Annotated in this window: 19 protein-coding genes and 3 pseudogenes; 18 read left to right on the top strand and 4 right to left on the bottom strand. The window is 70.0% G+C overall.

Translation table 11 applies throughout. From position 1 onward, the window contains the following. Positions 1-189 (top strand): annotated as a pseudogene (locus AB0I77_RS51685) (ABC transporter ATP-binding protein); the annotation flags it as partial. Then, complete coding sequence (locus AB0I77_RS51680) at positions 186-902, top strand: ABC transporter ATP-binding protein (protein WP_363289988.1); 717 nt, start codon at positions 186-188, stop codon at positions 900-902. The pseudogene AB0I77_RS51685 and the gene AB0I77_RS51680, both read left to right, overlap by 4 nt. Here the strand turns inward: AB0I77_RS51680 and AB0I77_RS51675 are convergent. After that, entirely contained in the window at positions 837-1,574 is a 738-nt protein-coding gene (locus AB0I77_RS51675; protein WP_363289987.1) for a hypothetical protein, read from the bottom strand. The two genes, AB0I77_RS51680 and AB0I77_RS51675, sit on opposite strands and share 66 nt — an antisense overlap. 538 nt (positions 1,575-2,112) lie before the next feature. Here AB0I77_RS51675 and AB0I77_RS51670 point away from each other — a divergent pair. The 6 genes from AB0I77_RS51670 to AB0I77_RS51645 all read left to right on the top strand — a co-directional run bounded on the left by AB0I77_RS51670 (position 2,113) and on the right by AB0I77_RS51645 (position 11,347). Further along, positions 2,113-4,647, top strand: coding sequence for an ABC transporter permease (locus AB0I77_RS51670; RefSeq protein ID WP_363289986.1), 2,535 nt, complete (start codon positions 2,113-2,115; stop codon positions 4,645-4,647). 157 nt (positions 4,648-4,804) lie between these two features. Then, a complete protein-coding gene (locus tag AB0I77_RS51665; RefSeq protein ID WP_363289985.1) occupies positions 4,805-4,972 on the top strand; it encodes a hypothetical protein in 168 nt (55 codons plus the stop codon). A 138-nt stretch (positions 4,973-5,110) separates the two neighbouring features. Then, positions 5,111-8,338 carry a type 2 lanthipeptide synthetase LanM family protein gene (locus tag AB0I77_RS51660; protein WP_363289984.1) on the top strand — a complete coding sequence of 1,076 codons (3,228 nt, stop codon included), beginning with the start codon at positions 5,111-5,113 and terminating at the stop codon, positions 8,336-8,338. Between the two features lie 80 nt (positions 8,339-8,418). Then, positions 8,419-9,219, top strand: a complete 801-nt coding sequence (locus AB0I77_RS51655) for a methyltransferase domain-containing protein (protein ID WP_363289983.1) — start codon at positions 8,419-8,421, stop codon at positions 9,217-9,219. Next, entirely contained in the window at positions 9,216-10,307 is a 1,092-nt protein-coding gene (locus AB0I77_RS51650; protein WP_363289982.1) for a sulfotransferase, read from the top strand. The genes AB0I77_RS51655 and AB0I77_RS51650 overlap by 4 nt, the downstream gene beginning before the upstream one ends. Positions 10,308-10,630: 323 nt before the next feature. Continuing rightward, entirely contained in the window at positions 10,631-11,347 is a 717-nt protein-coding gene (locus tag AB0I77_RS51645) for an AfsR/SARP family transcriptional regulator (protein ID WP_363289981.1), read from the top strand. A 506-nt stretch (positions 11,348-11,853) separates the two neighbouring features. On the opposite strand, the gene AB0I77_RS51640 is transcribed toward AB0I77_RS51645, so the two are convergent. After that, positions 11,854-13,059 (bottom strand): cytochrome P450, encoded by a 1,206-nt coding sequence (locus AB0I77_RS51640; RefSeq protein ID WP_363289980.1) that lies wholly within the window; start codon positions 13,057-13,059, stop codon positions 11,854-11,856. 471 nt (positions 13,060-13,530) lie between these two features. Here AB0I77_RS51640 and AB0I77_RS51635 point away from each other — a divergent pair, with 471 nt between their 5' ends. From AB0I77_RS51635 to AB0I77_RS51615, 5 genes are read left to right on the top strand one after another with little or no spacing between them, the layout of a single operon-like run. Further along, positions 13,531-14,931: an aminotransferase class I/II-fold pyridoxal phosphate-dependent enzyme gene (locus AB0I77_RS51635; protein WP_363289979.1), complete on the top strand. Its 1,401-nt coding sequence runs from the start codon at positions 13,531-13,533 to the stop codon at positions 14,929-14,931. Continuing rightward, on the top strand, positions 14,928-15,947 hold the full coding sequence (locus tag AB0I77_RS51630) for a polyprenyl synthetase family protein (protein WP_363289978.1): 1,020 nt from the start codon (positions 14,928-14,930) through the stop codon (positions 15,945-15,947). The genes AB0I77_RS51635 and AB0I77_RS51630 overlap by 4 nt, the downstream gene beginning before the upstream one ends. Positions 15,948-15,949: 2 nt before the next feature. Then, positions 15,950-16,951: a UbiA family prenyltransferase gene (locus AB0I77_RS51625; protein ID WP_363289977.1), complete on the top strand. Its 1,002-nt coding sequence runs from the start codon at positions 15,950-15,952 to the stop codon at positions 16,949-16,951. Continuing rightward, positions 16,948-18,615 carry a prenyltransferase/squalene oxidase repeat-containing protein gene (locus tag AB0I77_RS51620; RefSeq protein ID WP_363289976.1) on the top strand — a complete coding sequence of 556 codons (1,668 nt, stop codon included), beginning with the start codon at positions 16,948-16,950 and terminating at the stop codon, positions 18,613-18,615. Before AB0I77_RS51625 ends, AB0I77_RS51620 begins: the two co-directional genes overlap by 4 nt. Then, complete coding sequence (locus AB0I77_RS51615; RefSeq protein ID WP_363289975.1) at positions 18,612-19,874, top strand: NAD(P)/FAD-dependent oxidoreductase; 1,263 nt, start codon at positions 18,612-18,614, stop codon at positions 19,872-19,874. The genes AB0I77_RS51620 and AB0I77_RS51615 overlap by 4 nt, the downstream gene beginning before the upstream one ends. A 6-nt stretch (positions 19,875-19,880) precedes the next feature. Here the strand turns inward: AB0I77_RS51615 and AB0I77_RS51610 are convergent, their stop codons facing one another. Continuing rightward, positions 19,881-20,903 (bottom strand): methyltransferase, encoded by a 1,023-nt coding sequence (locus tag AB0I77_RS51610; protein ID WP_363289974.1) that lies wholly within the window; start codon positions 20,901-20,903, stop codon positions 19,881-19,883. A gap of 232 nt (positions 20,904-21,135) precedes the next feature. Between AB0I77_RS51610 and AB0I77_RS51605 the strand changes: the two genes are divergently transcribed. Beyond that, a complete protein-coding gene (locus AB0I77_RS51605) occupies positions 21,136-21,993 on the top strand; it encodes a TauD/TfdA family dioxygenase (protein ID WP_363289973.1) in 858 nt (285 codons plus the stop codon). A 20-nt stretch (positions 21,994-22,013) separates the two neighbouring features. On the opposite strand, the pseudogene AB0I77_RS51600 reads toward AB0I77_RS51605, so the two are convergent. Continuing rightward, positions 22,014-22,198 (bottom strand): annotated as a pseudogene (locus tag AB0I77_RS51600) (transposase); the annotation flags it as partial. A 158-nt stretch (positions 22,199-22,356) separates the two neighbouring features. Between AB0I77_RS51600 and AB0I77_RS51595 the strand changes: the two are divergent. The 4 genes and pseudogenes from AB0I77_RS51595 to AB0I77_RS51580 form a co-directional block, all read left to right on the top strand. Then, positions 22,357-22,563 (top strand): hypothetical protein, encoded by a 207-nt coding sequence (locus tag AB0I77_RS51595; RefSeq protein WP_363289972.1) that lies wholly within the window; start codon positions 22,357-22,359, stop codon positions 22,561-22,563. 354 nt (positions 22,564-22,917) lie between these two features. Next, positions 22,918-23,685 (top strand): phosphotransferase, encoded by a 768-nt coding sequence (locus AB0I77_RS51590; RefSeq protein ID WP_363289989.1) that lies wholly within the window; start codon positions 22,918-22,920, stop codon positions 23,683-23,685. A gap of 303 nt (positions 23,686-23,988) precedes the next feature. Beyond that, positions 23,989-24,312, top strand: coding sequence for a hypothetical protein (locus AB0I77_RS51585; protein WP_363289971.1), 324 nt, complete (start codon positions 23,989-23,991; stop codon positions 24,310-24,312). A gap of 115 nt (positions 24,313-24,427) precedes the next feature. Continuing rightward, a pseudogene (locus AB0I77_RS51580) lies at positions 24,428-24,523 on the top strand (response regulator); the annotation flags it as partial.

The following is a 24,523-nucleotide window of genomic DNA, read 5'->3' as shown; positions in this document are numbered from 1 at the left end:
GTCCTCGTCCAAGGCGAAAAACTCGTCGAAGGCACCTCCGAAGTCGTCCAGGCCGACGAACGCGTCATCGCCGCCTACCTCGGCGAACCCTTCGAAGGCGAACCCGGCGAAGCCGAAGCCGCCGACGTCGCCGCCGCCGAAGCCGCCCTCGGGACGCCGAGCACCACCACCCAGGGAGACGTCAAGTGACCGCACTGCTTGAGGTCGAAGACCTCCGGGTCTCCTACGGCAAGATCGAAGCCGTCAAGGGCATCTCCTTCAGCGTCGACGCCGGCCAGGTCGTCACCCTCATCGGCACCAACGGCGCCGGCAAGACCACCACCCTGCGCACCCTCTCCGGCCTCCTCAAGCCGACGAGCGGAAAGATCACCTTCGACGGCAAGCCGCTGAGCGGCGTACCCGCCCACAAGATCGTCGCCCTCGGCCTCGCCCACTCCCCCGAAGGCCGGCACATCTTCCCCCGCCTCACCATCGCCGAGAACCTCCAACTCGGCGCCTTCCTGAGAACGGACAAGGCAGGCATCGACAAGGACATCCAGCGCGCCTACGACCTCTTCCCGATCCTGGGAGAGCGCCGTAAGCAGGCCGCGGGAACCCTGTCCGGCGGCGAGCAGCAGATGCTCGCGATGGGCCGCGCACTCATGTCCCAGCCGAAGCTGCTCATGCTCGACGAGCCCTCCATGGGCCTCTCCCCGATCATGATGCAGAAGATCACGGCCACCATCGCCGAACTCAAATCCACGGGCACGACGATCCTCCTCGTCGAACAAAACGCCCAGGCAGCCCTCTCGCTCGCCGACCAGGGACACGTCATGGAAGTCGGCAACATCGTCCTCTCAGGCACCGGGAACGACCTGCTGCACGACGAGTCGGTACGCAAGGCCTACCTCGGCGAGGACTGAGGGGACGTACAGGATGCCCTGATGACCGGCGACGACCAGGGAAGACGGGTCAGCCGATGGCGATCCGGGGGTGGGCGGACGGCGTGATCCAGCCCATGATCCGGTCCATGGTGGCGCGGGGGACCGAGACACAGCCCGCGGTGGCGCCGTTGCCGTTGACGTGGAGGAAGATGCCGGCGCCGCGGCCGGGCGTGGCGGGCCACCGGTTGAAGTTGATGCGAGCGCCTTGGCGTACTGGGTGGGGTAGTTGACGAGGTGCTCGCTGCCCCGGTCGCCGGACTCGGTGAGCGGGAAGTCCGCGCCCTGCTCGCCGTGCATGGAGTTGTAGAACTTCGACTCGGGGTCCTCCACCCACCAGTCGTCGTCCGTGACCACGTGGTACGGCATGGCAGTGCCGCCGGCCACGACGCCGAAGCCCTCGGTGATCGTGTAGGTGCCGGAAGGCGTGGTGTAGGTGCCCTGGCGGCGAGTCCCCCCGTCGGTCACGCCGTTGGAGCCGACCCGGCCCGCGCCCGTGCTGAACTGCGCCTTCCAGCCGGAGGATCCCTTGGCCCAGGCGGTGACGGTGGCGTAGGAGCCGCTGGCCTCGACGGTGATCAGCTGGGTCGCGTCACCCACCTCCACCGGCACCGGGAAGTCGGGGGCGGCGGCAGGCGCCGGGGCCGCCGTCACACCGCCGGTGGACTCCCCTGTGCCTGTGCCTGTGCCGCTCGACGAGCTTCCCTTCTCCCGCGCGGCACGACCGGACGCGGAAGCGGACGCCGATGCCGAGGCGGACGGGCGGGTCTTGCCCCGCGGTTGCTGATCAACGTCACCGCCCTCGGTGTTGTGGCGGTGACGTCCGCCTGCGGTGGGCACGACGAGCGACGGCAGGCGGCCTCGGGCTCTGTCGAGGTGTCACCGACGCCCCGATCGAGCTGTCCCCACGCTTCCGGCACCGCGTCGCCGAGTGCCTCCGCGTCCGCCAGCCCCTCCAGCTCCGGCCGCGATACGGGCGACGGTGAGTACTAGGTGGGGCCGTACCCCCAAAAGTCATACCTGAGGATGACGCGCGGCGCGGTGGGATACGACTCAAGGTTGCCGCCGGACTGGCGCAGAGTCTGACTACGCGAGGTTCCGGGACCCGGACCATATGGACATGCCCATGTGTCGTCCCGCCACTGACACCCCAACCCGCTTCACGGCTCGCCGATAGGGATTGCCCACACGCATGTTACGGATGACCCTGCGCAACGTCCTCGCACACAAGGGCAGGCTGTTCATGACGGCAATGGCTGTCATGCTCGGCGTCGCCTTCGTATCGGGAACGTTGGTCTTTTCCTCCACCGTCTCGGAAGCGTTCAACAAGAGCACCGACAAGGGTTTTGACGCCATCGACGTCGCCGTCCGCCCGGACGACAGCGACCACCGGGCGAGCCCTCCGGGTGACGCTCCGCTGGTCGACCAAGACCTGCTCGACCGGCTCCGGCAGTTGCCGGGAGTCCGATCCGCCACCGGCGTCGTCTCCGGGTTCACCGCCCTGGCCGACCGGCAGGGCGGGCTCGTGGGCGACGGGTTCCTGACGATGGGCGGGAACTACTCTCCGGGCCCCGAGGGCAGCGATGCCCGCTACCGCTTCACCGACGGCCGGGCTCCGCTCAGGGACGGCGAGGTGGCGCTCGACCGGGAGACCTCCCAGCGCGCCCGGTACGAGGTCGGCGACACTGTCCGCGTGTCGGTGGACGGTCCGGTGCTGCGCCTGAAGGTCGTCGGCGTCTTCTCCACGGATGACGGCAATGTCGCGGCCGGCGGCTCCCTCGTCCTGTTCGACACTCCCACCGCACAGCGGTTGTTGGCGGAGCCCGGCCTGTTCAGCGAGATCCAGCTGACCGCCGATCCCGGCGTCTCTCAGGAGGCTCTGAAGTCCAGGGTGGAAAAGGTGCTGCCGCAGCGGACCGAGGCACTCACCGGTCAACGGCTGGCTGCCGACCAGGCCTTGGAACTGCGGACAAGTGTCGAGGCCATGCGCACCGGGCTGTTGGGGTTCGCCGCCGTTTCGATCTTCGTCGGCGTCTTCATCATCGCCAACACCTTCACCATGCTGGTCTCCCAGCGGACCAGGGAGCTGGCGCTGATCAGGGCGGTCGGCGCCAGCCGCCGCCAGGTGACCTTCTCGGTCCTCGTCGAGGCGGTCTTCGTGGGGGGCGCCGCCTCGTCCGCCGGGCTCCTTGTGGGAGTCGGCATCGGCGCACTGCTCGCACCCCTGCTGCGTTCCACCGGCGCCCTCATTCCCGCAGGCCCGTTGGTCGTGTCGCCGGCGGCCGTCGTGATCTCCCTGGTCATCGGGGTCGGCGTGACCGCGCTGGCCGCATGGCTCCCCAGCCGCCGCGCCGCCAGGATCGCGCCGGTGGCGGCCATGAGCAGCGTGCACGCCCCGGCGACCACCCGTGGCCTGGTCCTGCGCAACACCGTCGGTTCGCTCCTGGCCGCGGCGGGACTGTTCCTCGTCCTGTCCGCCGCGCTCGCCGCCGAGGACGCGCGGGCCCGCATGGCGGCGGGTGGGGCCGTGCTGCTGGCCGGCGTCATCCTGCTCACCCCGTTGCTGTCCGGGCCCTTCATCGCCGTCGCCGGCCGCCTGCTCCGTGGCTACGGGACCGCGGGACGGCTCGCCGCCCAGAACGCTCTGCGCAACCCCCGCCGGACGGCCACCACCGCCTCCGCCCTGATGATCGGGCTGACCCTGGTCACCAGTCTCACGGTGATCGCCGTCAGCGTGCGGCAGGGCATCGAGAACATGGCCACCAGCGCCCTGAAGGCCGATTACCTGGTCTCCATGGCCAATCAGGAGCCGCTTTCGCCAGAGATCGAGCAGAAGCTGCGCGCGGTGCCGGAGGTCGTGTCCACCAGTCCGTTGCGGCTTTCTCCGGGACGCGTCGGCGAGCGGACGGAGACGCTGACCGGGGTGCGGGCCGACACGATCGGCGAACTGGCGCAGCTGAGCGTCACCGGGGGTTCTCTCGGCGACCTCGGGGGCAACCGGGTGCTCGTCGACGACGAGACGGCCGAGGAGCACAACTGGAAGACCGGCTCGGCGGTCACCGTGATGTACGAGGACGGCAGGAAGGGCCGGCTGACGGTGTCCGGTCTGTACGAGGGCAACGACCTCTTCAAGGGCATCATGCTGGACATGGCCACCCTGGCGCCGCACCAGAGGAGCATCGGCGACGCGGAGGTCCTGGTGAAGACCCGGGAGTCCACCTCGGAGGCGACGAAGGAGTCCCTGGCACGGGCGCTCGGGGAGAACCCCGCGATCAAGGTGGAGGACAAGGGCGATGTGTCCGCCAACATCTCCAAGGTGATCAGTCTCCTGCTGAACATGCTGTACGCACTCCTCGCGATGGCCGTGGTCGTGGCCGTGCTGGGGGTGGTCAACACCCTCGCCATGTCCGTCTTCGAAAGGACCCGGGAGATCGGCATGCTGCGCGCCGTCGGTATGGACCGGGTGGGCGTCAGGCGGATGGTCCGTCTGGAGTCAGTGGTCATCTCCATGTTCGGCGGCGCCCTCGGCGTGGGGCTCGGAGCGTTCCTCGGCTGGGCGGTGGGCACCTTGGTCGCCCAGCACATGGCCTCGTACGAATTCGTGCTGCCGTGGGGGCGGATGGCGATGTTCCTGCTGTTCGCGCTTGTCGTCGGGGTGCTCGCCGCCCTGTGGCCGGCGAGGCGTGCCGCGCGGATCAATCTGCTGGAAGCGATCAAGACGGAGTAGGCCGGCGGGGGTACGGCTACCGCACAAGCATGACCAGCGGTGCTACGGGACTGCTACATATGTACTACTCCCCCTGAGACAGACTTTCTGGCAGCGCTCTCGCGGAAGCTCATCCGCGCAGGCGCACTTCATGTTCTCAACGAAGGGGAGAGACAACATGAACGTCAAGTCGAGCACCTGGAAGAACGCCGTCGCCGAGGACCAGTCCAACCCGGCCGGCGCCGGCTTCGGCGAGCTCTCGCTCGCCGACCTGCGTGAGGACCACTCCGCCCACATGATCAGCAGCGGCTACGTCTGCACGGTCACCACCGAGTGCTTCTGCTGAGACTCCTCACGGAGTCGAACTCCACCAGTCCCGCGGGCCTGGTGATCGCCTGAGTGGGCGGCGGGCAGGCCACGACCTGCCCGCCGCTCACCGCCGTCAGAACCAGTTACCGCCGAGCGGCTTGAACCTTGGAGTGACATGGCTGTCGTCAGAAGGACAACCCTCGCCCGTGCCGGCAAGGCCGCCTACAGCTACGAACGCACCCCGGCGGCGGATGGTCCTCCCTCTGATCCCTCTCCCTCGGCGGCGCTGACTGCTTGGCGGGAGTCGGCCTTCGCGTCCGAAGAGACCTTTCGGTTACGGCTGAGCCAGTCCGGCACGACGGAGCGGGATTTCGACCGTCGGATAACCGCGGAATCATTCACCCCGGCTCCGGACGCCATCGCCTGGGAGGAAGAACTCCTCTCGGTGCTGTCCACGCCGTGCGATGCGTCGCTCCCGCCGCTGCGCACGCGTCAGTTCGGCCACGCCTTCGAGCGGCTGCCCTTCGAGCCGTTGCTTGCCCGATTCCTCACCCACTTCGAGGGCCGGTTGCGACAAGTCCTCTCGTCCGGCCCGCCCTTGGTACGCGACCTCGCGGGCAAGATGCGCGGCCCGCTGCTCGGTGCCCTGGCCAACCGGCTGCTGCGGGTGGGTATCCGGACCTTGATCCTGGAACTCAACGTCGCCCGTGTCGAGAACCGTCTCGACGGTGCCACATCCGAAGAGCGCTACGACTCGTACTCCCGCAAGTTGCTGTCCGACGTCGCCTACCTGAAGAGCCTGTTCGACGAGTATCCGGTCCTCGGCCGGTCGATGGTCGAATGCGCCGATCACTGGGTCACGCATGTCGCCGAGGTGCTGAACCGCTTGGTCGCGGACGAGCCGGACCTTTTGGCCGCCGGGCTGACGGGTGCGCCTGTCCGGACCCTCCAGGACATCCGGCTGGACCTCGGGGACGCGCACAACGAAGGGCGTTCGGTCACCCTGATGACGTTCGGTGACGGAACCCGCCTCATCTACAAGCCTCGTTCGATCGCGACCGAGGCGCTCTACAGCCGAGTCGTGGAAGCCGTCAACGGACACGGGACGCGCTTCGACAACCTCGCCATGCGCGTTCTGGAACGCGAGGAGCACGGGTGGTGCGAGTTCGTCGAGCACAGCCCCTGCGCTTCGCCGGAGGAGGTGCCCGCGTTCTACTGGCGTATCGGCGGAACCCTGGCCCACCTCCTCTATCTCGGGGCCATCGACTTCCACCTCGAGAACATCATCGCCGCGGGCGCCTACCCCGTACCGATCGACCTGGAGACCCTCTTCCAGCACCCGCCGTACGAGGACGAGGCCATCACGGCCCATCAGAAGTCCGTCCACATGCTCTTCGAGAGCGTTCTGGCCACCGGCATGCTCCCCGCCCGGGTCTTCGGCGACCACCGGCGCGAAGGAGTGGATCTCAGCGGCATCAACGGCGGCATGCCCCAGAAGTCCTCCCGGCCCACACCGACCATTGTCGACGCCTACCGCGACACGATGCGGATCGAGGGGAGATACGCGGCGTTGGAGAAAGCCGCCAACCGCCCCTTCATCGGGGACACGGAGATCCGTCCGGAGAACTACCTCGCGGACATCGTCTCCGGGTTCAACGAGACGTACGACATCCTCGTGAAGAACCACGAGGTGTTCCGCGGTCTGCTCGACACGGCAGCCCAGGTCGAGATCCGCCACCTCGCTCGTCAGACACGGCGGTACGGGCTGTTCTTGACGGAGAGTTACCACCCCGACTACCTGCGGGACGCACTCGACCGGGAGCGGCTCCTGGACAAGCTCTGGGCCACGGCCGACACCCGCCCCGATCTGGTGCCCCTCATCGAACTGGAGAAGCAGCAGCTTCTGCACGGTGACATCCCGTGCTTCCGGACCCGGCCGGCCGGCACGGCACTGCACGCCCCGGGGTACGGGGAAGCGCCCGAGTACTTCGGCCGGGAGAGCCTGCTCGCCCTGCGGCGGAAGTTCGCCGGATTCGGCCCTGAGCACAGGGAGATGCAGGAGCGGATCATCCGGGAAACGATGAGCACGCTCGTGACCGGCGCCCGGACACACCCCGGACGACCACCCGCGAAGGACGCGCCTGCCGGCACCCCCGAGGCCGCCCGAACCACCGCACAGAGGCTCGCCTCGCGTCTGGCCGAGCAGGCCATCCTGGGCCGGACCGACTGCGGCTGGATCGGGGTCAGTATCGACGGCGGCCATGAGGACGCCCTGACGTACAAGCCCCTCGGCACTGCCTTGTACGACGGCATGTCAGGCATGGCCCTGATGTTCGGTTACGCGGCCGCCCTCTTCGGTGACGACAGCTACCTGGACCTCGCCCGGCGCAGTGCCGTGCCGCTGCTGGAGCAGCTCAGAGACTCCCGGGAGAACGGTCTGAGCCAGTCGCCCGGGGCGTTCGACGGGATCGGCGGGGTGCTGTACACCCTGGACCACCTGGAGTCACTCACGGGTGACGCCAGGTACGCGGAGGAGATCGCCGCGGCGGCGCCGCTGCTTCTGCGCGCCGCCCGGGACGAGACCTCACCGGACGTGGTCGGCGGTCTGGCGGGGTGCGCGGTGGTCGCCTCGACGCTGTACCGGCGCCACGGGCTCGATACGTACCGCGAGGTGGCCGAGCTGTGCGCACAACGTCTCCTTGAGAGGAGCGTCGACGTGCGGGGAACAGCGGGCTGGAAGCCGGCTCCCCAGTCCGAGCCACTCGGCGGTTTCTCCCACGGCTCCGCCGGCATCGCGTGGGCTCTGTTCGAACTCTCCTCCTTCCTCGGGTCGCCCGAGCTGCGCACCCTGGCCTGGAAGGCCGTGGCGTTCGACCGCAGTCTCTTCGTCGCCGCGGAAGGCCGCTGGCGGGATCTGCGCCAGGAGCAAGGCATCGTCTCCGACAAGGCGCTGCGGAACGCCGGGTGGTGGTGCAACGGCGGTGTCGGCATCGGCATCTCGCGGCTGCTGATCGCACGCACCGAAGAGGAGCCGGAGCTGCGCGAGGAGGCGAGGGCGGCCCTGGCAGCGGCGTACGACCGGGGCTTCGCACAGAACCAGAGCCTGTGCCACGGGGATTTCGGCAACCTCGAACTCTTCACCCTGGCCTCGCAGGTGCTCCTGGACCAGGCGGAAGCCGCCCGCTGGCGGGAGACCAGGGACCGCCTCGCCGGCGCGATCCTGGCCCGGATCGACAGGTCGGGAGTCCGCTCCGGAGTGCCGGGTGCCGCGGTCGATGTGCCGGGTCTGATGATCGGCACGGCGGGTGTGTGCATGGGGCTGATGCGACTTGCGGCTCCGGAGCGGATCCCCGGCGTGCTGTGGCTGGATGCTCCCGCCTCCGGCATGCCCCGGTCCGGCTGAGCCCGGTGACCCGCACCCCTGTCTCCTCAGCTTCTTCGCCCAGCGTCCATCCGACCGACCATGGAGCTCTGCCAGCAGACATGACGCAGTCGACAGCACCCGCGGACCTCTACAACCACGCCCTGGCCGATGTGTACGACGCGTTGAAGAATCCCGAGGACTACGAGTTGTGGGCCGACCTGTTGGAGCGGATCCTCGGGGAACACGACTGCGGGGGCACCAAGTTCCTCGACGTCGGTTGCGGAACGGGCAGCAGCAGTCTGGTCTTCCGGCGCCGCGGCTACGAGGTGACCGGGTGCGACATCTCCTCGGACATGCTCGCCGTCGCACGGCGCAAGGACCCGACGCACAGCGTGCCGTTCCTCCAGGCCGACATGCGCGATCTGCCGGGGTCGATGACCGGCTTCCACGTCGTTCACTGGATGGACGACGTCGCCAATCACCTGGTCGCCGAAGAAGACCTCACCGCCGCTGTGCGCAGCAGTGGGAGCGCACTGGCTCCGGGCGGCCTTCTCGTCTTCGACGTCAACACCGAGGCGACCTTCGCGGCGCACTTCGCTCGTGGGCGACAGCATGTCCTCGAACGGGACGACGTCGTGCTCATCTGGAGAGGCAGGACTGCGCAGCCGGGCGCCGACTGCCCGGCGGAGGCCCGGATCACCGCCTTCCGGCACCAGGGCGAGGGCCTGTGGACACGCGCGTCCGGCGCGATCGTGGAACGTCACTACAGCGATGTGACGGTCCGGCGGGCCATCGCCGACGCGGGTCTCGAAGTCGTCGGAGCGTACGGCCTCGGCGGACCACAGCAAGGCAAGTCGCTCATACCCGCCGACGAGAAGACCCACCCGAAGATCGTTTACGCTGCGCGGCAGCCGGCATGAGACCGCTGACATTCATCGTGGGAACCGGCCGCACCGGTTCCACGGCCCTGTCCAGGATCCTCGGCAAGCACCGTCAAGTGCTGAGCCTCAACGAGTTGTTCGTCTCGCTGAACGGTCCGGCGGCGCTTCCCGAAGGGGCGGTCACGGGCGAGCGCTTCTGGCGGATGCTCGCCGATCCCCACCCGGTCTTCGATGCGATGATGCGCCGGGGCACGTCCCTGCCGGAATTCCTGTACACCCGGCGACCGGGGCGGTACTCGGCCGAGACGGGAATCCCCGCGCTCAGCCTGATGGTGCTTCCGCATCTGAGCGACGACCCGGACGGGCTGCTGGACGAACTCGGCCGGCACATCGTCTCCTGGCCGGCTCGGCCCGCGGCGCACCACCACGAGGCTCTCTTCGAGCTGCTGGCCGACCAGTTGGGGCGGGACGCGGTGGTCGAACGCTCCGGACACTCCCTGACGTGGGTACCGATGCTGCGCAGGGCCTTCCCGCGCGCCCGGTTCGTTCACATGCACCGCCACGGGCCCGACTGCGCGCTCTCCATGAGCCGCCATCCTGGCTACCGAGCCGCCGGGCTCGCCCAGGAGATCCTGGAACGGACCGGAGCGCCGAGTGTGCGGGAGCTGACCGACGCTCATCTGCGGACGTTGCCGGACGGCCTGGCCGAGGTGGTCACCAGCGGGTTCGTACCCGCGAGCGTCATGGACCGCCCGGCTCCCGTGGCCGTCTTCGGGTCGATCTGGTCCCGGATGATCACAGAGGGAGTCGGCCACCTGGCGAACATGCCGGCCACCTCCCGCATGACGCTCTGTTACGAGGATCTCCTCAAGGACCCGGAGCGGGAACTGACGAGACTGGCTTCGTTCATCGGGGCGGTGCCGGACCCGGAGTGGCTCGACGCGGGGCGGCGGCTCCTGGACGCCGGCCGCCCAGGCGCGTCGAGGCGGCTGCCGCCGGAAGAACTGTCCGCCCTCGAGGAGCGCTGCCTGCCCGGCGTCCGCGCCCTGAGCGGATTGATGAAGCCGGAACCAGGGTCGTATTTCGGCCCGATGAGAACAACCGACTCCAGCTTGTTCGAACCGTGAGAGCAAAGGATTACGATGGCGAAACAGTAAGGGAAAGACAGATGGTGGATGCGGCGCCCAATCCGTGAGTGATCCGTGAGTGACAGACGCTGGACAACGGCGCTGCTCCTTGGAACGAGTTACCAAGTCGGGGGTGTTCGAACTCGTGAAATCCGTCGTCGCTCTGAATGTCAGAAGAAGCACCAGAAAGACGCAAGGCGATCACCACAGCCTGGAACCTGGCTGTACCGGGTCGTCAGCGGGGGGCTGTCTTGGAGGTTAGGCTCCTCGGAACGGTCGACGTCTTCGACGACGAGGGTCGTTGCTGGGGCGTGAGGGCTCCCATGCTGCGGGCCACTCTCACCGCTCTCGCACTCGGCCGCGGGCAGGTGATCTCCTCCACCCAGCTGATTGATCAGCTCTGGGGGCTGACCCCGCCCGTCACCGCAGGCGTCACCTTGCGCAACTATGTCAGGCGCTTACGCAAAGCGCTGCCGGCTCAGGTCATCCAGACCGGGCCAGGCGGGTACACGTTCGTCGCCCGTCGGGACCAGATAGACGTCGAACGTTTCCAGCAGTTGCTCCAGCGCTCGCGCTCCGTACGTGATCAGGATCCGGTCATGGCGGGGGCGTTGCTGGACGACGCCCTCGCCCTGTGGCGGGGAACCCCGCTGACCGGAGTGGGCGACTGCCCCCTGCTGATCATGGAGCGGGCCCGGCTGGAGGACATGTATCTGACCACGGCCGAGGAACGCTTCGAACTGAAGCTGCGGCTCGGCGAACACGAGATCGTCGTCGACGAGATCATGGCGATCTCCCGCGCCCACTACCAGCGCGAGCGGCTGGTCCGCCAGCTGATGATCGCCCTGTACCGTTGCGGGCGGTCGGCGGACGCCCTTGCGGCGTACCGCTCGACCCGGAAGCGGATGGTCGAGGAACTCGGCATTGAGCCGGGGGTGGTGCTCCGGGATGTCGAACAGGCGATCCTGCGCTCGGACCCGGCGCTGCTGAGTCCCCTGAGCGGTGCGCTGTCCGCGCCGCCGGCTCCCCATCACCGCTGATCGCCTCGCCCGGTCATGCCCGTGCCGCGCGCAGCCATGACCGGGCGCGGTGCGTCGCGAGCGTTGCGGCGCAGGCCGGCCGCGATGTTCCTGACGCCGATCAGGTTGCACCAAGTCGTGATCGCCCGGGGGCGTGGCGGCAGGACTCGTCACAGCAGCGGAGGCTGATCAGCGCGGAGGTGGGGAAGACGCGTTGGAGGCGGCGGCTGTATCGGTTGGGCCGCCCAGCCAGCAGGACCAGCGGCCGAGATGCTGGTCGACGAGGCCCGAAGACGGTTGGTTGCCCGGGTGCGGTCGGCGACAAGGTCGGGCGGCCGCCGGGACGGACCCGCAACTCGATGGCGTGCGGCGACATCGACGTCCCAGACGACGTCCTCGGCCCACGCGAGGACCTCGGCCGGCAGGGCGAGCACCTCAGCGCGACCGCGTCCGCCACACCATGCCCCTGACCCCCGCGGGCCCGCCTCCCCGGCATCCGCCGGATCGGCACTGCCGCTCGCGCGGGATCAGCCCCAGGCCACGGGCAGCGCCGCGAGCCCGTACGTCACCGAGTCCGTGCGCAGTGGTACGTCGCCCGCGGGTACGGCCAGCCGGAGTGTCGGGAAGCGGCCGAACAGGGCCTGGTAGGCGATCCGCAGCTCCACGCGGGCGAGTTGCTGGCCGAGGCACTGGTGGATGCCGAAGCCGAAGGCCATGTGTCCGGCCGTGCGGCGGGTGATGTCCAGGACGTCGGGATCGCCGAAGCGGCGCGGGTCGCGGTTGGCGGCCATCAGCGCCGGTACGACGACGTCGCCCTTGCGGATCAGCCGGCCGCGGAGCTCGACGTCCTCGGTGGCGGAGCGCTCCGCGCCGTACTGGGCGATGGTCAGGTAGCGCAGGAGTTCCTCGACCGTGCCGGTGATCAGGGCCGGGTCCGCGCGCAGGGCGGCGAGCTGGTCGGGATTCCGGAGCAGGGCGAAGGTGCCCAGCGCCAGCATGTGCGCCGTGGTCTCGTGTCCCGCCGCGAGCAGCGCCAGACCCATCCGGGAGACCTCCTCGGTCGTGAGCTCCTCGTCGGCGGCGAGGTTGCTGAGGATGTCGTCCGTGGCGTGCGAGCGCTTGCGTTCGACGAGGTCGGTGACGTACGCGTAGATGTCGTCGAGCGCTGCCAGGTACTGCTCGGGGGTGGCCGAGAGGGCCAGCATGTTCGTGGTCTTCTCCTGGAAGACGTCACGTTCCGCATAGTCGACGCCCATCAGTTCGCAGATGACAAGGGAGGGGATGGGCTGCGCGAACTCCCGCACCAGGTCCACCGGTGGTGCGAGGCGGTCCATCGCGTCCAGGACGTCGTCCACGATGGTCGTGATGCGCTCGGTCAGCTGTGTCATGCGGCTGGTGGTGAACATGCCGGACAGCTTGCGGCGCAGCCGCGTGTGCTCGGGGGGATCAACCGAATTGATTTCGCCGGGCTTTGCGGGGCGGGCGGCGGTGACCTGGCCGTCGAGCGCCGAATTGCGCAGTTCACCGCGCGAGGTGAAGCGCTGGTAGTCGCCGAGCACCGCGCGGACGTCCTCGTGCCGGGTCAGGAGCCAGCCGCTGCTCCCGTCCGCCATGACGACCGGGCAGACCGGTTCCTCTTCCCGCAGGTCACGCAGGGCTGCCGGAGGGTCGAAAGGACAGCCCTGTGTCCGCTCCTTCGGTATGGCCCGACGGGCGGGTGCGGTCTCGGGCATGGTCGGGACTCCCTCTCAGGGACATCGGTGATAGGCGGGTGCTGAATCTTCTTCCGATCACTGTCCGGTCGATCTGGATCCAAACAAAGAAGAGGCCAAGGTTCGGCTCACAACCAAGAACCTGAAAAGAACAGTAAATAAATCACCCAAAAACCTGTCTCTCACGTCTGCTGGAGAAACCCTCTGCGCGGAATCCGCTCCTTGCGCACAGCCGCGCCGTGTGGTCAAACTGATTGCCAGTCCCCATCGGCAAGCCCGGCGAGAGAAGAAATTCACCTCCCCCCTCCCCGTGCTGCGCCCCGGCCCGACCATGGAAAATCGGGGAAGCTCTCACGTCGCTCCCACATATTCCTCGTTTCCTTCATGACAGTGTTGTCTGTATTCGGTTGGCCGTCGCCGTCGCCGCCCCCGCCCCCACCGGTGCGAAGACAGGAAGGCGCCGTCTTGGTTTCCGTAATTCATCAGCTTGCCTTGAACGAGAACCATTCCCCGCTGTTGCCCGGCGTGGCCCAGGCCGTTCGCGAGGTCGGTGAGCGCGCCAACCTCACCCTCGACCCGCTCGCCACGGGCCTCACCGAGGAGTTGGCGGACCGGCTCGGTCTGTCCGCCGATCGCGTGGTCACCGGCCCCGGATCGGGCGCGCTGCTCCAGATGTTCCTGAGCACGCACGCCGGTCCCGGCACCGAAGTGGTGCACGCCTGGCCGTCGTTCGAGATGTATCCGCTGCTCATCCGCAACTCCGGTGCCGAACCTGTCGCGGTGCGGTCGGACGGTCCGCGGCACGATCTGGCCGCCCTGGCCGGGGCCGTGACGGACCGGACCCGTGTCGTCCTGCTGTGCAATCCGGACAACCCGACCGGCGACGTGGTCGGCCATGACCAACTGGCCGAATTCCTGACCGCGTTGCCACCCCATGTGTTGGTTCTGGTCGACGAGGCGTACCGGGAGTTCGCCGAGCCCGGCACGCTCGCCGACGCCCTGGCCCTCGCGGCGGACGACGAGCGTGTCGCCGTGGTGCGCACCTTCTCCAAGTCGCACGGCCTGCTCGGGCTGCGCGTCGGATATCTCGTCGCACCGCCGTCCGTGGCCGCCCCGTTGCGCAGCCTGACGCCGTTCTTCCGGGTGAGTACGCCGGCGCAGGCCGCCGCGTCGGCCGCGCTCAGGGCCGAGGACCGGATGCGGGAGCAGTGCGCCGAGGTGGCCCGCGAACGCGACCGGGTGCGGTCCGGGTTGCTCGATCTGGGCTGGCCGGTCCCGCCCAGCGGCGGCAACTTCCTGTGGGTGCCGCTCGGCGCCCGCAACCAGGCGTTGGTCGACCATCTGGCGGCCCACGGCGTGGTGGTGCGCGAGATCGCTGGGGCGGGGGTGCGCTTGGGTACCGGCTCCCCGGAGGCCAACGACGCGGTCCTGGCACTGGCGAAGGAGTTCGCTGCCGCTCAGGAGCTCGCGGTGGGTTCGGTGCCTGCGGCAAGTGTGGCGCTCGCGGTGGATTCGGTGTCTGTGGCATCCGTGGCGCCGGCGGATTCGGTGTCTGTGGCATCCGCGGCATCCGTGGCGTCCGCGGTGGATTCGGTGTCTGTGGCATCCGTGGCGCCGGCGAACACAGAGCCTGCGGTAACCGTGGCGCTCGCGGCGGATTCGGTGTCTGCGGCAACCGTGGCGTCCACGGCGGACTCCGTGCCTGCGGCAACTGCGGCAACTGCGGCAACTGCGGCAACTGCGGCAACCGCGGCGTCCACGGCGAACCCAGCGCCTGCCGCAACCGTGGCGCCCGCGGCGGACACCGCCACCACCGAAGCTGCCCCCGCTCCGACCGCTCAGGACCCCGACGCACCCGGACCGCAGCCCCCCGGGAAGGAGTCCGCCGTATGACCGCCGAGGCAGTCGCTGCCCGCACGGCCGTTCAAGAGCTGTCTCCGACGGCCGACGCGCTCCGCCGGGAACTCGACGTCCGCTGGCCCGCCGACGGCGACCGGATGCAGGAGGTGGCCCGTTACGGGCTGCTCGCGCCCGGCAAGCTGCTCCGGCCGCTGCTCCTGGTCACCGCCGCGGAAGCGACCGGCGGTTCGCGCGACAAGGTGGTGCCGGCGGCGCTGGCGGTGGAATACCTGCACGTCGCCTCGCTCATCCACGACGACGTCATCGACGGCGACGACCTGAGGCGCGGACAGGACTCCGTGCACGCCCGTTACGGCATTCCGGACGCCATCGCCACCGGGGACGGCCTGCTGTTCCGGGCGTTCTCGGCCTTCGCCGAGTGCGCTGCCCTCGGGGTACCGGAGTCCGCCGTACTGGCCGCGGTCCAAGTGCTCGCGCAGGCGGGTGAGGACCTGTGCCGGGGCCAGGTCCAGGAGTCGCTGCTGGCCGCCGCCGGGCCGCAGGGCTGTGGTCTGGACGCCTACCGGGAGATGGCCTCGCTGAAGACGGGGGCCCTGCTGCGCGGCGCGTGCCGGGCCGGGGCGCTGCTCAGCGGCGGCAGTCCGGAGGAGACCGACGCGGTCACGGCCTTCGCCGACCACGTGGGACTCGCCTTCCAGATGTACGACGACCTGCTGCCCTATCTCTCGGACTCGTCGGTCACCGGTAAGCCCGGCACGAGTGACGCGGGCAACCAGCGTCCAACCTTCCCGGTGCTGCTCGCGTACCGGACGGGCGGCCCGGCGGCCCGGCGGCGCCTGGAGCTCGCCCTCGGCGGCGGGTCGTCCCCCGAGGCCGCCTTCGCCGAACTGCACGAGGTGCTGGTCGCGACCGGTGCGCTGGACCTGGCCCAGGCGCAGTCGCGTGACGAGGCCGAGCAGGCCAAGGCCCGGCTCGGCGCGCTGCCGCCGTCCGAGGCCGCCGACGTGCTCGCGGCGGTCGCGGACCTGACCGTGCGCAGGGTCGCCTAGTCGTGCCCGGCACATCGGAGCGCGTCCGCAGGGCCGTCGTCGCCCATGTGCAGACCTGGCGCCCATACACGACCTGCTATCCCATCCTGCTCGGCCTCGCCGGAGCCGTGTGGGCCGGGGGCTCCGGCGCGGGCACGCTGCTGATCGCCGCCGCCGCACCCGCACTCGGCTGGCTGTCGGGGCACTATCTGGGCGACTGGATGGACCGGGGCCTGGACGCCATCGCCAAACCCCAACGGCCCATCCCCTCGGGCCGCCTGTCCGCCGACGCCGCGCTGACGAGCGGGATCGTGTGCGCGGCTGCCAGCGCGGTCCTCGCGGTGGGTGCCAACTGGCGGATCCTGCCGCTGTTTCTGCTCGCGATGGCCGGGATCGTCGGTTACAGCCGCGTGTTCAAGAAGCGCGGCCTGTCCGGGAACGTGGCCCGCGGTGTCCTGACCGCCCTGGCGATCGTCATCGGCGGGATGGTCGTCCGGCCGCTGCCGCCGTGGACGCTGCTGCCGGTTGCCGCCGGATTCCTCCTGCACGACGCCTCGACCAACCTGGTCGGCACCGTACGGGACGTGGACGGCGACCGGGCCGGCGGCTACCGGTCGGTCCCGGTACGGCGGGGGGCGCGGCACGCGGTCCGGCTGGCCCTCGGCCTGTACACAGGCGGGCTCGCGCTGCTGGTGTCGGCCACGGCGGGCGCTCCCGGTGATCCCGCCGGCTACGGCGCGTTCCTGGGCCTGGCCGCGGTGATCGGCGCGATCGCCTTCGTGCCGCTGCTGCGGTCGGGCACGGAGATCGACGCCCGGTCCGCGCTGCGCGCCCACGAGGTCCTCGTCGCCGAACGGCTGGTGCTGGCCGCCGCCGTGTCGGCCGGTGGCCAAGGTCCCGGCACGGCTGCCGCGGTGGTCGTGCCCGTCCTGCTGTTCTCGCTCGTCACCCAGAAGCTGATGCGTTCGGGCCACGAATTCCCGCCCGAGCCGGCTGCCTTCCTGAGAAAGGACTCTGTGGCATGAGCACACCCCTGCTCGTGGACGAGGTCTCCCGGGCGATCGACGAGGCCGCCGAAGCGCTGTTCGCCGCGCAGCGGCCGGACGGTGTGTTCGCCTACGGGATCTCGTCGCTCGCCTCCACGCTCAGCACCGTCGGCGCCGTCAGCGCACTGCACTTCGCCGACCCGGAGGGCTCGAAGGACCTCGTCGCCCGGGGCGTCGCCTGGCTCGGCTCCGTCCAGGCCCAGGACGGCGGCTGGAGCATGATCCCGGGGCAGGAGTCGGAGCCCGGTTCCACGGCGGTCGCCACCGCCGTACTCCAACTGGTCGCGGCCGACACACAGGCGGACCGGATCAGGGCCGGGCAGGAGTGGATGCGCCGCTACGGCGGGCTGGATGCCGTCCCGCACGTCGAAGTGGTCGCCTGGTGCCGCCAGTTCTACTCCTACGTCGGCTGGATCGACCCGCGGGACATGCGCCGCTTCCCGCTGGAGCTGGCGCTGCTGCCCGGCCTGTACCGGCGTCTGTTCGACCTGCGCGCCCCCATCGTCTCGGCCCTCGCCCTCGCGCAGAGCCGGCACAAGCCGCTCACCAGGTTCCAGCGCACACTGGCCGGTTGGGCCGAACCCCACGCCCTGTCCGTGATCCGTCAGGTGTACGAGCACGAGGGCAGCACCGGCGGCTGGTGCGAGGACGCCTGGGTGACCGGCCTGATCGTCGCCGGTCTCGCCCGGGCGGGGCTCGGCCGGGACATGGTTGAGGGCGCGGTGCGCTGGTTCACGGAGCAGATCAACGCGGACGGTTCGTGGAACTCCGGCCCCCTGGACCTCACCTGGACCACGTACGCGACCCACGGGCTGATCGCGGCGGGCTACGGCGAGGATCCCCGCCTCGGTCCGGTCAAGTCACTCTTCCTGCGGCTGCAACAGCACGAGCCGTTCACGGCGTTCGGCTGCCCGCCCGGTTTCTGGGGCTGGTCGGGCACGCGCGGCTGGCCGGCCACGCTGGAGACCGGGGAGATCGTCTCGGCGCTGTGCGAGCTGCCGGGCACCGACCAGGCCGACGCCGTCCGGCGCGGTGTCACCTGGCTCACCCTCCAGCAGGACAGCCGGGGTTCGTGGGGACTGTGTGTACGCAACACGAAGGTGGCCAACAGTGGCCCGTGCCCGCACATGACCGCGCAGGCCCTGGACGGGCTGCTCGACTCGGGGATCGGCCCCGACGACCGGCGGGTCCGCAAGGCGCTGCGCTGGCTGGCCGGCGCCCAGCGACCGGACGGGAGTTGGGAGTCGGCCTGGTACCGGATGCACACCGCGGGCACCTCCGCCGTGCTCCAGACCTTCGTCCGTGCGGGACTCGGCGACGACCCCGCCGCCACACGCGCCCGGCAGTGGCTGGAACGCACGCAGCGGGAGGACGGCTCGTGGGGCACCGGCGATCCCGCGGACGCTGGCACGGTCGAGGAGACCGCGTGGGCGCTGTCGGGTCTGCTGGCCGCCGGTGCTGACCCCACGTCGCTGCTGCCCGCGGTGCGTTGGCTGCTCGCGGCCCGGCAGCCCGGCGGCGGCTGGCCGGCCGCGCCGGTCAACGAGTACGTCCGGCACGTGTCCCGCTACGCGATGCCGCCCCTCACCCAGGGTCTCGCGCTGCGCGCCATGTCCCGCTTCCGGCAGGAGAGCGCCCGGTGAACCCCGAGGTGGTGGTGTGCGGTGCGGGTGTCGGCGGTCTCGCGACCGCCTGCGCGCTGGGGCGGCTCGGCCTGCGCGTGCTGCTCGTGGACAAGCAGCCGGAGGTCCGCCCGGTCGCCAAGGGCGAGGTCTTCCAGCCGGGTTCGCTGCGGGTCATGCGCACCTGGGGGGTGAGCGACCACCTGGAACAGGCGGGCGCGCTGCGGCTCGACCGGCTCGTTGCCCGGGACCCGGACGGCACCGCGCGGATGGCGCTGGACTACGGGCTGCTGCCCGACGGCGACAACTGGCTGCTCACGCACGACTATCCGGCCATTCTGCGGGCGTTCACCGCTGCCCTGCCGCCGTCCGTCGAGCTGCGCCGGGGTGTCGTCGTGGACGGCCTGGTGCGGGGTCCGGCGGGCCGGATCACGGGCGTGCGGTTCAAGGAGGGCCGCGAGGTCACCACGGTCGAGGCGCCGTTGGTGATCGCGGCCGACGGAGTCTCCTCCCGGCTGCGGAAGGCGGCCGGCATCGAGTGGGACCGGCGGGAGTACCCGCACCGGCTGGTCGCGATGGAACTGACGGACGCGCCCGGCATCGACCACGACTTCTCCGCGTACGTGACCGCGCGCGGGCTGCGGCTGCGCTACGCGTTGCCCGACCGTCGCGTCCGCCTGTACGCGCAGGTGGAACCCGACGAACTGCGTGCGGCGAGCGCCGAGTCGGTCGACCGCTGGGCGGCCGCGCTGGTCCGGGACGCCCCGGCGCTCGCGCCGTTGGAGGACGGGATACGTCAGGCCGTGCACCGGCGGCAGACGCTGCCCGTCTCGCGGGCGCTCGCGCCCCGGCTCACCGTGCCGGGCCTGGCGTTGGTCGGCGACTGCGGGCACATCGTGCACCCGATGGCCGCGCAGGGCATGAACAGCGCGGTCGCCGACGCCGCCTGCCTGGCCGAACTCCTGGGCGCCTGCGACGAGTTGACCGCCGAGGCGGTGGACCGTGCGCTGCGGGACTACGGGCGACGACGGCACGCGGCGCTGACGTTCGTGGGCCGAACCAGCCACAACGCGGCCCGGATGGTGACGGACCGGTCATGGCTGGGCCGGCTCCTGGGGCGGCGCGCCCTGCGGTACACGGGCGCCAACGCCCGGATCCGGTACACGGTCATGCACAACATGTCCGGGCAGGGCGAGCATCCGCTCACGCCGTGGGACCGGCTGCACCAGATCGGGCTGCTGCCGGACCCGAGGGCCCGGCAGCAGCCCGACTGGGCGTAGACCGTGTCAGGCGGTGGCGTCGCCGGCGGTGGCGTCCTCGGCGCAGTCGACGAGCAGCAGACCGCCCGGCAGGTGCCGGGTGGACCGCACGGCAAGCCCGGCGGCGGCCGCCAGCCGGTGGAAGTCCTCGGCGGTGCGCTCGCGACCGCCGAGCAGGGTCAGGGACTGAAGGTCGAACGAGGAGTTGTTCTTTGCGTGTTCCGCACCGGCGAGGACCTCCACGATGAGCACCCGGCCGTCCGGGCCCGCCGCCTCGCCGGCGCGGGCCAGGATCCGGGTGGCGTCCTCGTCGTTCCAGTCGGTGAGGACCCGGGAGACCATCAGGACGTCGTAGCCGGTGGGCAGCCGGTCGAAGAAGCTGCCGCCGATGAACCGCGCGCGTCCGGCCAGGCCCGCCTCCTTCAGCGCCTCGTTCGCCTCGGGGGCCACCTCGGGCAGGTCGAGCACCGCGCCTTCCAGGTGCGGATGCTTGTGCAGGACCTCGCTGAGCAGCGCGCCGATCCCGCCGCCGACGTCGACGACCTTACGCACCGCCTCCCAGTCGTACTCGGCGGCCACGGCCGGGCCGGTCTGCCAGGCATGCCCGGCCATGATGGCGCCGAAGAACACCCGCAGGCGCTCGTCCCGCTGGTAGTCCTTCCAGAACGCGACGCCGTGCACACCGTGATAGGCGGACTCGCCGGTGCGGATCGAGTGGAGCATGCCGGTGTAGGCGAGGTCCATCGTCGCGCCGGGGCCGTCGATGTCGAGCCAGGCCAGCTGCCAGCGGGCGTCCTCGGCGAGCAGGGCCTCGGACAGCGGGGTGAGGGCGTACCGGTCCGGTTCGGGCCGGTCGAACAAGCCGACGGCGACCAGGTGGTTCAGCAGCCGGGCCAGGGAGCCTTCGTGGGCGTCCGCGGCCCGGGTCAGCCCTGCCAGGTCGTTCGTCCCGCCCTCGATCAGCTGGGGCAGCCGCAGGCTCACCGCGGTGCGTATGGCGAACGGGGTCGCCAGGTCGACGAGCCGGGCGAGTTCAGCGCGGGGGTCCATGACCATGCGATTCCTTCCGAGACGTCCAAGAAAGGGGAAATCCCTTCCCAAAAGGAGAGGCGAGCGCCGCCGCGGCAAACGGCGGAACACCCTGATTCTGCTCCCGGAAAACAATTCCAGTCAAGAATTATGTGACTCTCGCACGTGATGTTCACGCAGTCGCGGAGGTGATTCGCGCTGCCCGGAATCCCATGAAAGAGAATGGGAAGGAAAAGGGAATGGTGATGCGGTGATGCCGAAAGGCACGAGTCGTTTCGAGGTCCGTCCGGTGTCGGGGGCGCTGGGTGCCGAGGTGGTCGGGGTGCCGTTCGGCCGAATGACCGAGGCCGATCACACCGCCGTTCGGGAGCTGCTCCTGGAACATCTCGTACTGTTCTTCCCGGATGCGGTCCGCCTGGAGCCGGAGGCGCACAAAGAGTTCGGACGGTGGTTCGGGGAGTTGGAGATCCACCCCTTCCTGCCGAAACTCCCCGGGCACGACGAAATCGTCGTACTGAATTCGGAGCAGGGCGCCAAAGCCGATGTCTGGCACACCGACGTCACCTTTTCGTCGTCGCCACCCATCGCGTCGGTCCTCCAGCTCGTGGAATGCCCGCCGGCCGGCGGGGACACGATGTGGAGCAATCAGTATCTGGCCTACGAGGCGGTCTCCGAGCCACTGCGGGACCTGCTCTCGGGACTGACGGCCGTGCACGTCTTCGAGCACCCCGGCACGACGTACCGGGCCGAGGCGGAACACCCGGTGGTCCGCACCCACCCCGAGACGGGCCGCAAGTCCCTGTACGTCAACCGTCTCTTCACCCGCCGCATCCCCCAACTCAGTCCCCAGGAAAGTGAGTTGCTGCTGCGCCATCTGTTCGAACTGTCCGAGAGCCCACAGCGCGTGTGCCGTTACCGCTGGCGGCCCGGCGCCATCGCGATGTGGGACAACCGGGCCACCCAGCACTACGCGGTCAACGACTACACGGCCCGCCGGGTCGGCCGTCGGGTGACCATCCTGGGCGACAAGCCCGAGGGGGAGGCGGCGCGTTGGCCGGTCTGGGGGCAGCAGGGGGTGGGCGACAGTGCGGGGGACAGGTCCGGGAGTTGAGGGTTTCGGCGCGCGGGCCGGGCCGGGCAGTGCAGGTGCGGACGGAGGTTCCGAACGCCCCGGCGGACTCGGGCCGGGGTGAGCCGGCCGGGCTCGGCGGGCTTCTCTCCTGGCCGCCGCAAGTCGGCGGTGGCCTCGCGCAGGAGGCGGATCTGGGTGTGGGTTGGGTGGCGATGATCAGCCAGGTCCAGCGCTCGCCGGCTTCGGTGCTTCGCGGCTGTCGCCCGCCCTGGGGGTAGGGACAGGGCGTACTCCTTGAGTGAGGGCTGGGCCGTCGTATGACGCGGTCGGAGCGCATCCGTCCCAGCACCTCGACCGGGAGGCCGTCGAGGAGGTGGGCCAGCGCGGGGCGTCGCAGCCCGCGTGGAAGACGATGAGGATGTCGCGGTCACCGACGTGCCAGCGACCCATCTCGAACAGGTCCGTGACCGCACGGCGGAGTTGGGTGGCCGTGACTTCGGCGACGTCGTCCTCGGGCCCGGGACGGACGGCGTCCAGCAGCTGGCACCAAGACGTCCGGCCCGATTCGAGGGCGGCGACGAACGAGTACGGCCAGCCGGGCACGACTGATCCGAACACCGTCCGCTGCGGTCGTAGACGTGGCAGAACAGACGCTCCGCGCTGGTCGGGGCGTCGGGGCGTCGGGGCGTCGGGGCGGAGCCAGTTGCTGACGTCGACCGCCGGAACCAGGCGCCTGTCGGCGGCCCGCGGCATCGGCAAACCGGCCAGCACCTGCCGCAGAATAAGTCCTCCCCGAAGCACATGGTCAGACGAAGGTCGCCTCAGCGTCCGGCGAATGCCCAGGTGAGCGACCTGGTTCGAAGCGCATTTCGGGACCGTCCCACACACGACCGACCTGACGGTAGCGTGATCGACGTGACGGCTGAGGGCGAGACGGCAGAGGGCGAAGCCCTGGTTGGCGGCATGGTGAACGCGGGCGCGGTCTTCCGGCACGGTGCCCTGGTGGAACGCCCGGCGCCGCGCACCGCGCGCGCCCTCCATGCCCATCTCCTCGCGCTCAAAGAGCAGGGGTTCGACGCGGCTCCGAGGCCGATCCGTCTTACCGCAGACGGCCGCGAGCAGCTGACCTTCATCCCGGGCGACGTCGCTCTGCCGCCGTTTCCGCGCTGGGTGATGACCGAGACCGCGTTGAGATCGGTGGGAAGCCTGTTGAGGCGCCTGCACGACGCCAGCGCGGCCATCGCGGTTGACGCATGCGCTGAGTGGCCCCGGTCCCTGGCCGACCCGGCGGGAGGAACGATGCTGTGCCACAACGATGTGTGCCCGGAAAACGTCGTCTTCCGCGACGGCCGTGCCACAGCACTGATCGATTTCGACCTGGCGGCTCCCGGCCGAGCAGTATGGGACGTTGCCATGACGGCCCGCTACTGGGTTCCCATGCTCGATCCCACGTCCGCGGCGGTTTCGTATCCCGCGGGGCTGGACGCCCCGGCACGACTGAGGATCCTCGCCGACGGCTACGGTCTTTCCCCGCAGGAGCGCGGTGAATTGCCCGGCGTCATCGAACAGGCCACCGCATCCTGCCGGGCCTTCGTCGCCGAGCGCGTGGCCGACGGCGACCACGCCTACACCCAGGCGCTGTCCGAGCACGGTGGTTGGCAGCGTTGGGACCGCATCCAGGAGTGGCTGGTGGCTCACCACGAGATCTTCAAGGCTGCCCTGTTGGGATGACTGGCGAGTGATCATCTCGCCCCGGTTGACGAAGGAGCGGCGGCAGCGGCAACTTGACCGCTGTGTGACGGCATGGCGCGACCAAGGAAGAGCTGGGGGAGTTGGCCGGCCAAAGCCACGGCGGCCGTGTAGTTGATGCGGGCCTGCTTGAGCAGCTGGACATCCGCGATCAGGTCCGCGTACAGCTTCCGTGCATCCTTGCCCTGCTGTTCGCAGGCCGACCTCAGCGGCCAGTGCGCGGGCAAACCCGCTGTGCACTGCGCAAGTGTGCTCCTTCCTTGCCTTGCGTAGCTGGTGAACCTCGTGGGAGCAGTCCACGCGCTTCGGCCTGGCGCAGCACATGGCCGGGGAGCTGACCCTCGGGGCGGTGCTGGCGCGCTGGAGGAGCGGGAACGGGAGATCGCCGCGCGGGCTGAGGCGACGAGGGAGCGGATCGAGCAGCTGACCGCACGGCTGGACGAACTCGGCGGGGCGGCTGAGGAAGTCCGGATCAGCCGCAAGACGGTGCTGGAGCTGCCCGATCCGTCACCGCCCGCACCGCCGGCCTCGATGCTGCCGGACCATCCGGCCTACCGGCAGATCGCGCTACACCATCAGGCCGGTTTCTGGCCGCCGAGGACGCGCTGACGCACGCCCGGCAACTGCGGTTGGCTGGGGCCGACATCATCGTGGGAACACGTCGACACCGAGACGAGGCCGGCCGTGCTCTACGAGGTGGTCTCCGCCTACCTGACGGGCACCGGCTGACAGGGACGCCGCGATCACCGTGGTGGACGAACAGCGGCCGGACGTCGTGCTGATGGACGTACGAATGCCCCGCCGTGACGGTCTCAGCGCG

The organism is Streptomyces sp. NPDC050619 (assembly GCF_040654815.1).
GTDB lineage: Bacteria > Actinomycetota > Actinomycetes > Streptomycetales > Streptomycetaceae > Streptomyces.
The sequence above is the reverse complement of the archived record's forward strand: the minus strand, read 5'-3'. Positions and strand labels throughout refer to the sequence as shown.

Excerpts from the sequence above, each read along its gene's own strand:
- AB0I77_RS51670 (WP_363289986.1), top strand. The coding sequence starts at position 2,113 with ATGTTACGGATGACCCTGCGCAACGTCCTCGCACACAAGGGCAGGCTG.
- AB0I77_RS51665 (WP_363289985.1), top strand. The coding sequence starts at position 4,805 with ATGAACGTCAAGTCGAGCACCTGGAAGAACGCCGTCGCCGAGGACCAG.
- AB0I77_RS51660 (WP_363289984.1), top strand. The coding sequence starts at position 5,111 with ATGGCTGTCGTCAGAAGGACAACCCTCGCCCGTGCCGGCAAGGCCGCC.
- AB0I77_RS51655 (WP_363289983.1), top strand. The coding sequence starts at position 8,419 with ATGACGCAGTCGACAGCACCCGCGGACCTCTACAACCACGCCCTGGCC.
- AB0I77_RS51650 (WP_363289982.1), top strand. The coding sequence starts at position 9,216 with ATGAGACCGCTGACATTCATCGTGGGAACCGGCCGCACCGGTTCCACG.
- AB0I77_RS51645 (WP_363289981.1), top strand. The coding sequence starts at position 10,631 with ATGCTGCGGGCCACTCTCACCGCTCTCGCACTCGGCCGCGGGCAGGTG.
- AB0I77_RS51640 (WP_363289980.1), bottom strand. The coding sequence starts at position 13,059 with ATGCCCGAGACCGCACCCGCCCGTCGGGCCATACCGAAGGAGCGGACA.
- AB0I77_RS51630 (WP_363289978.1), top strand. The coding sequence starts at position 14,928 with ATGACCGCCGAGGCAGTCGCTGCCCGCACGGCCGTTCAAGAGCTGTCT.
- AB0I77_RS51620 (WP_363289976.1), top strand. The coding sequence starts at position 16,948 with ATGAGCACACCCCTGCTCGTGGACGAGGTCTCCCGGGCGATCGACGAG.
- AB0I77_RS51610 (WP_363289974.1), bottom strand. The coding sequence starts at position 20,903 with ATGGACCCCCGCGCTGAACTCGCCCGGCTCGTCGACCTGGCGACCCCG.
- AB0I77_RS51605 (WP_363289973.1), top strand. The coding sequence starts at position 21,136 with ATGCCGAAAGGCACGAGTCGTTTCGAGGTCCGTCCGGTGTCGGGGGCG.
- AB0I77_RS51590 (WP_363289989.1), top strand. The coding sequence starts at position 22,918 with ATGGTGAACGCGGGCGCGGTCTTCCGGCACGGTGCCCTGGTGGAACGC.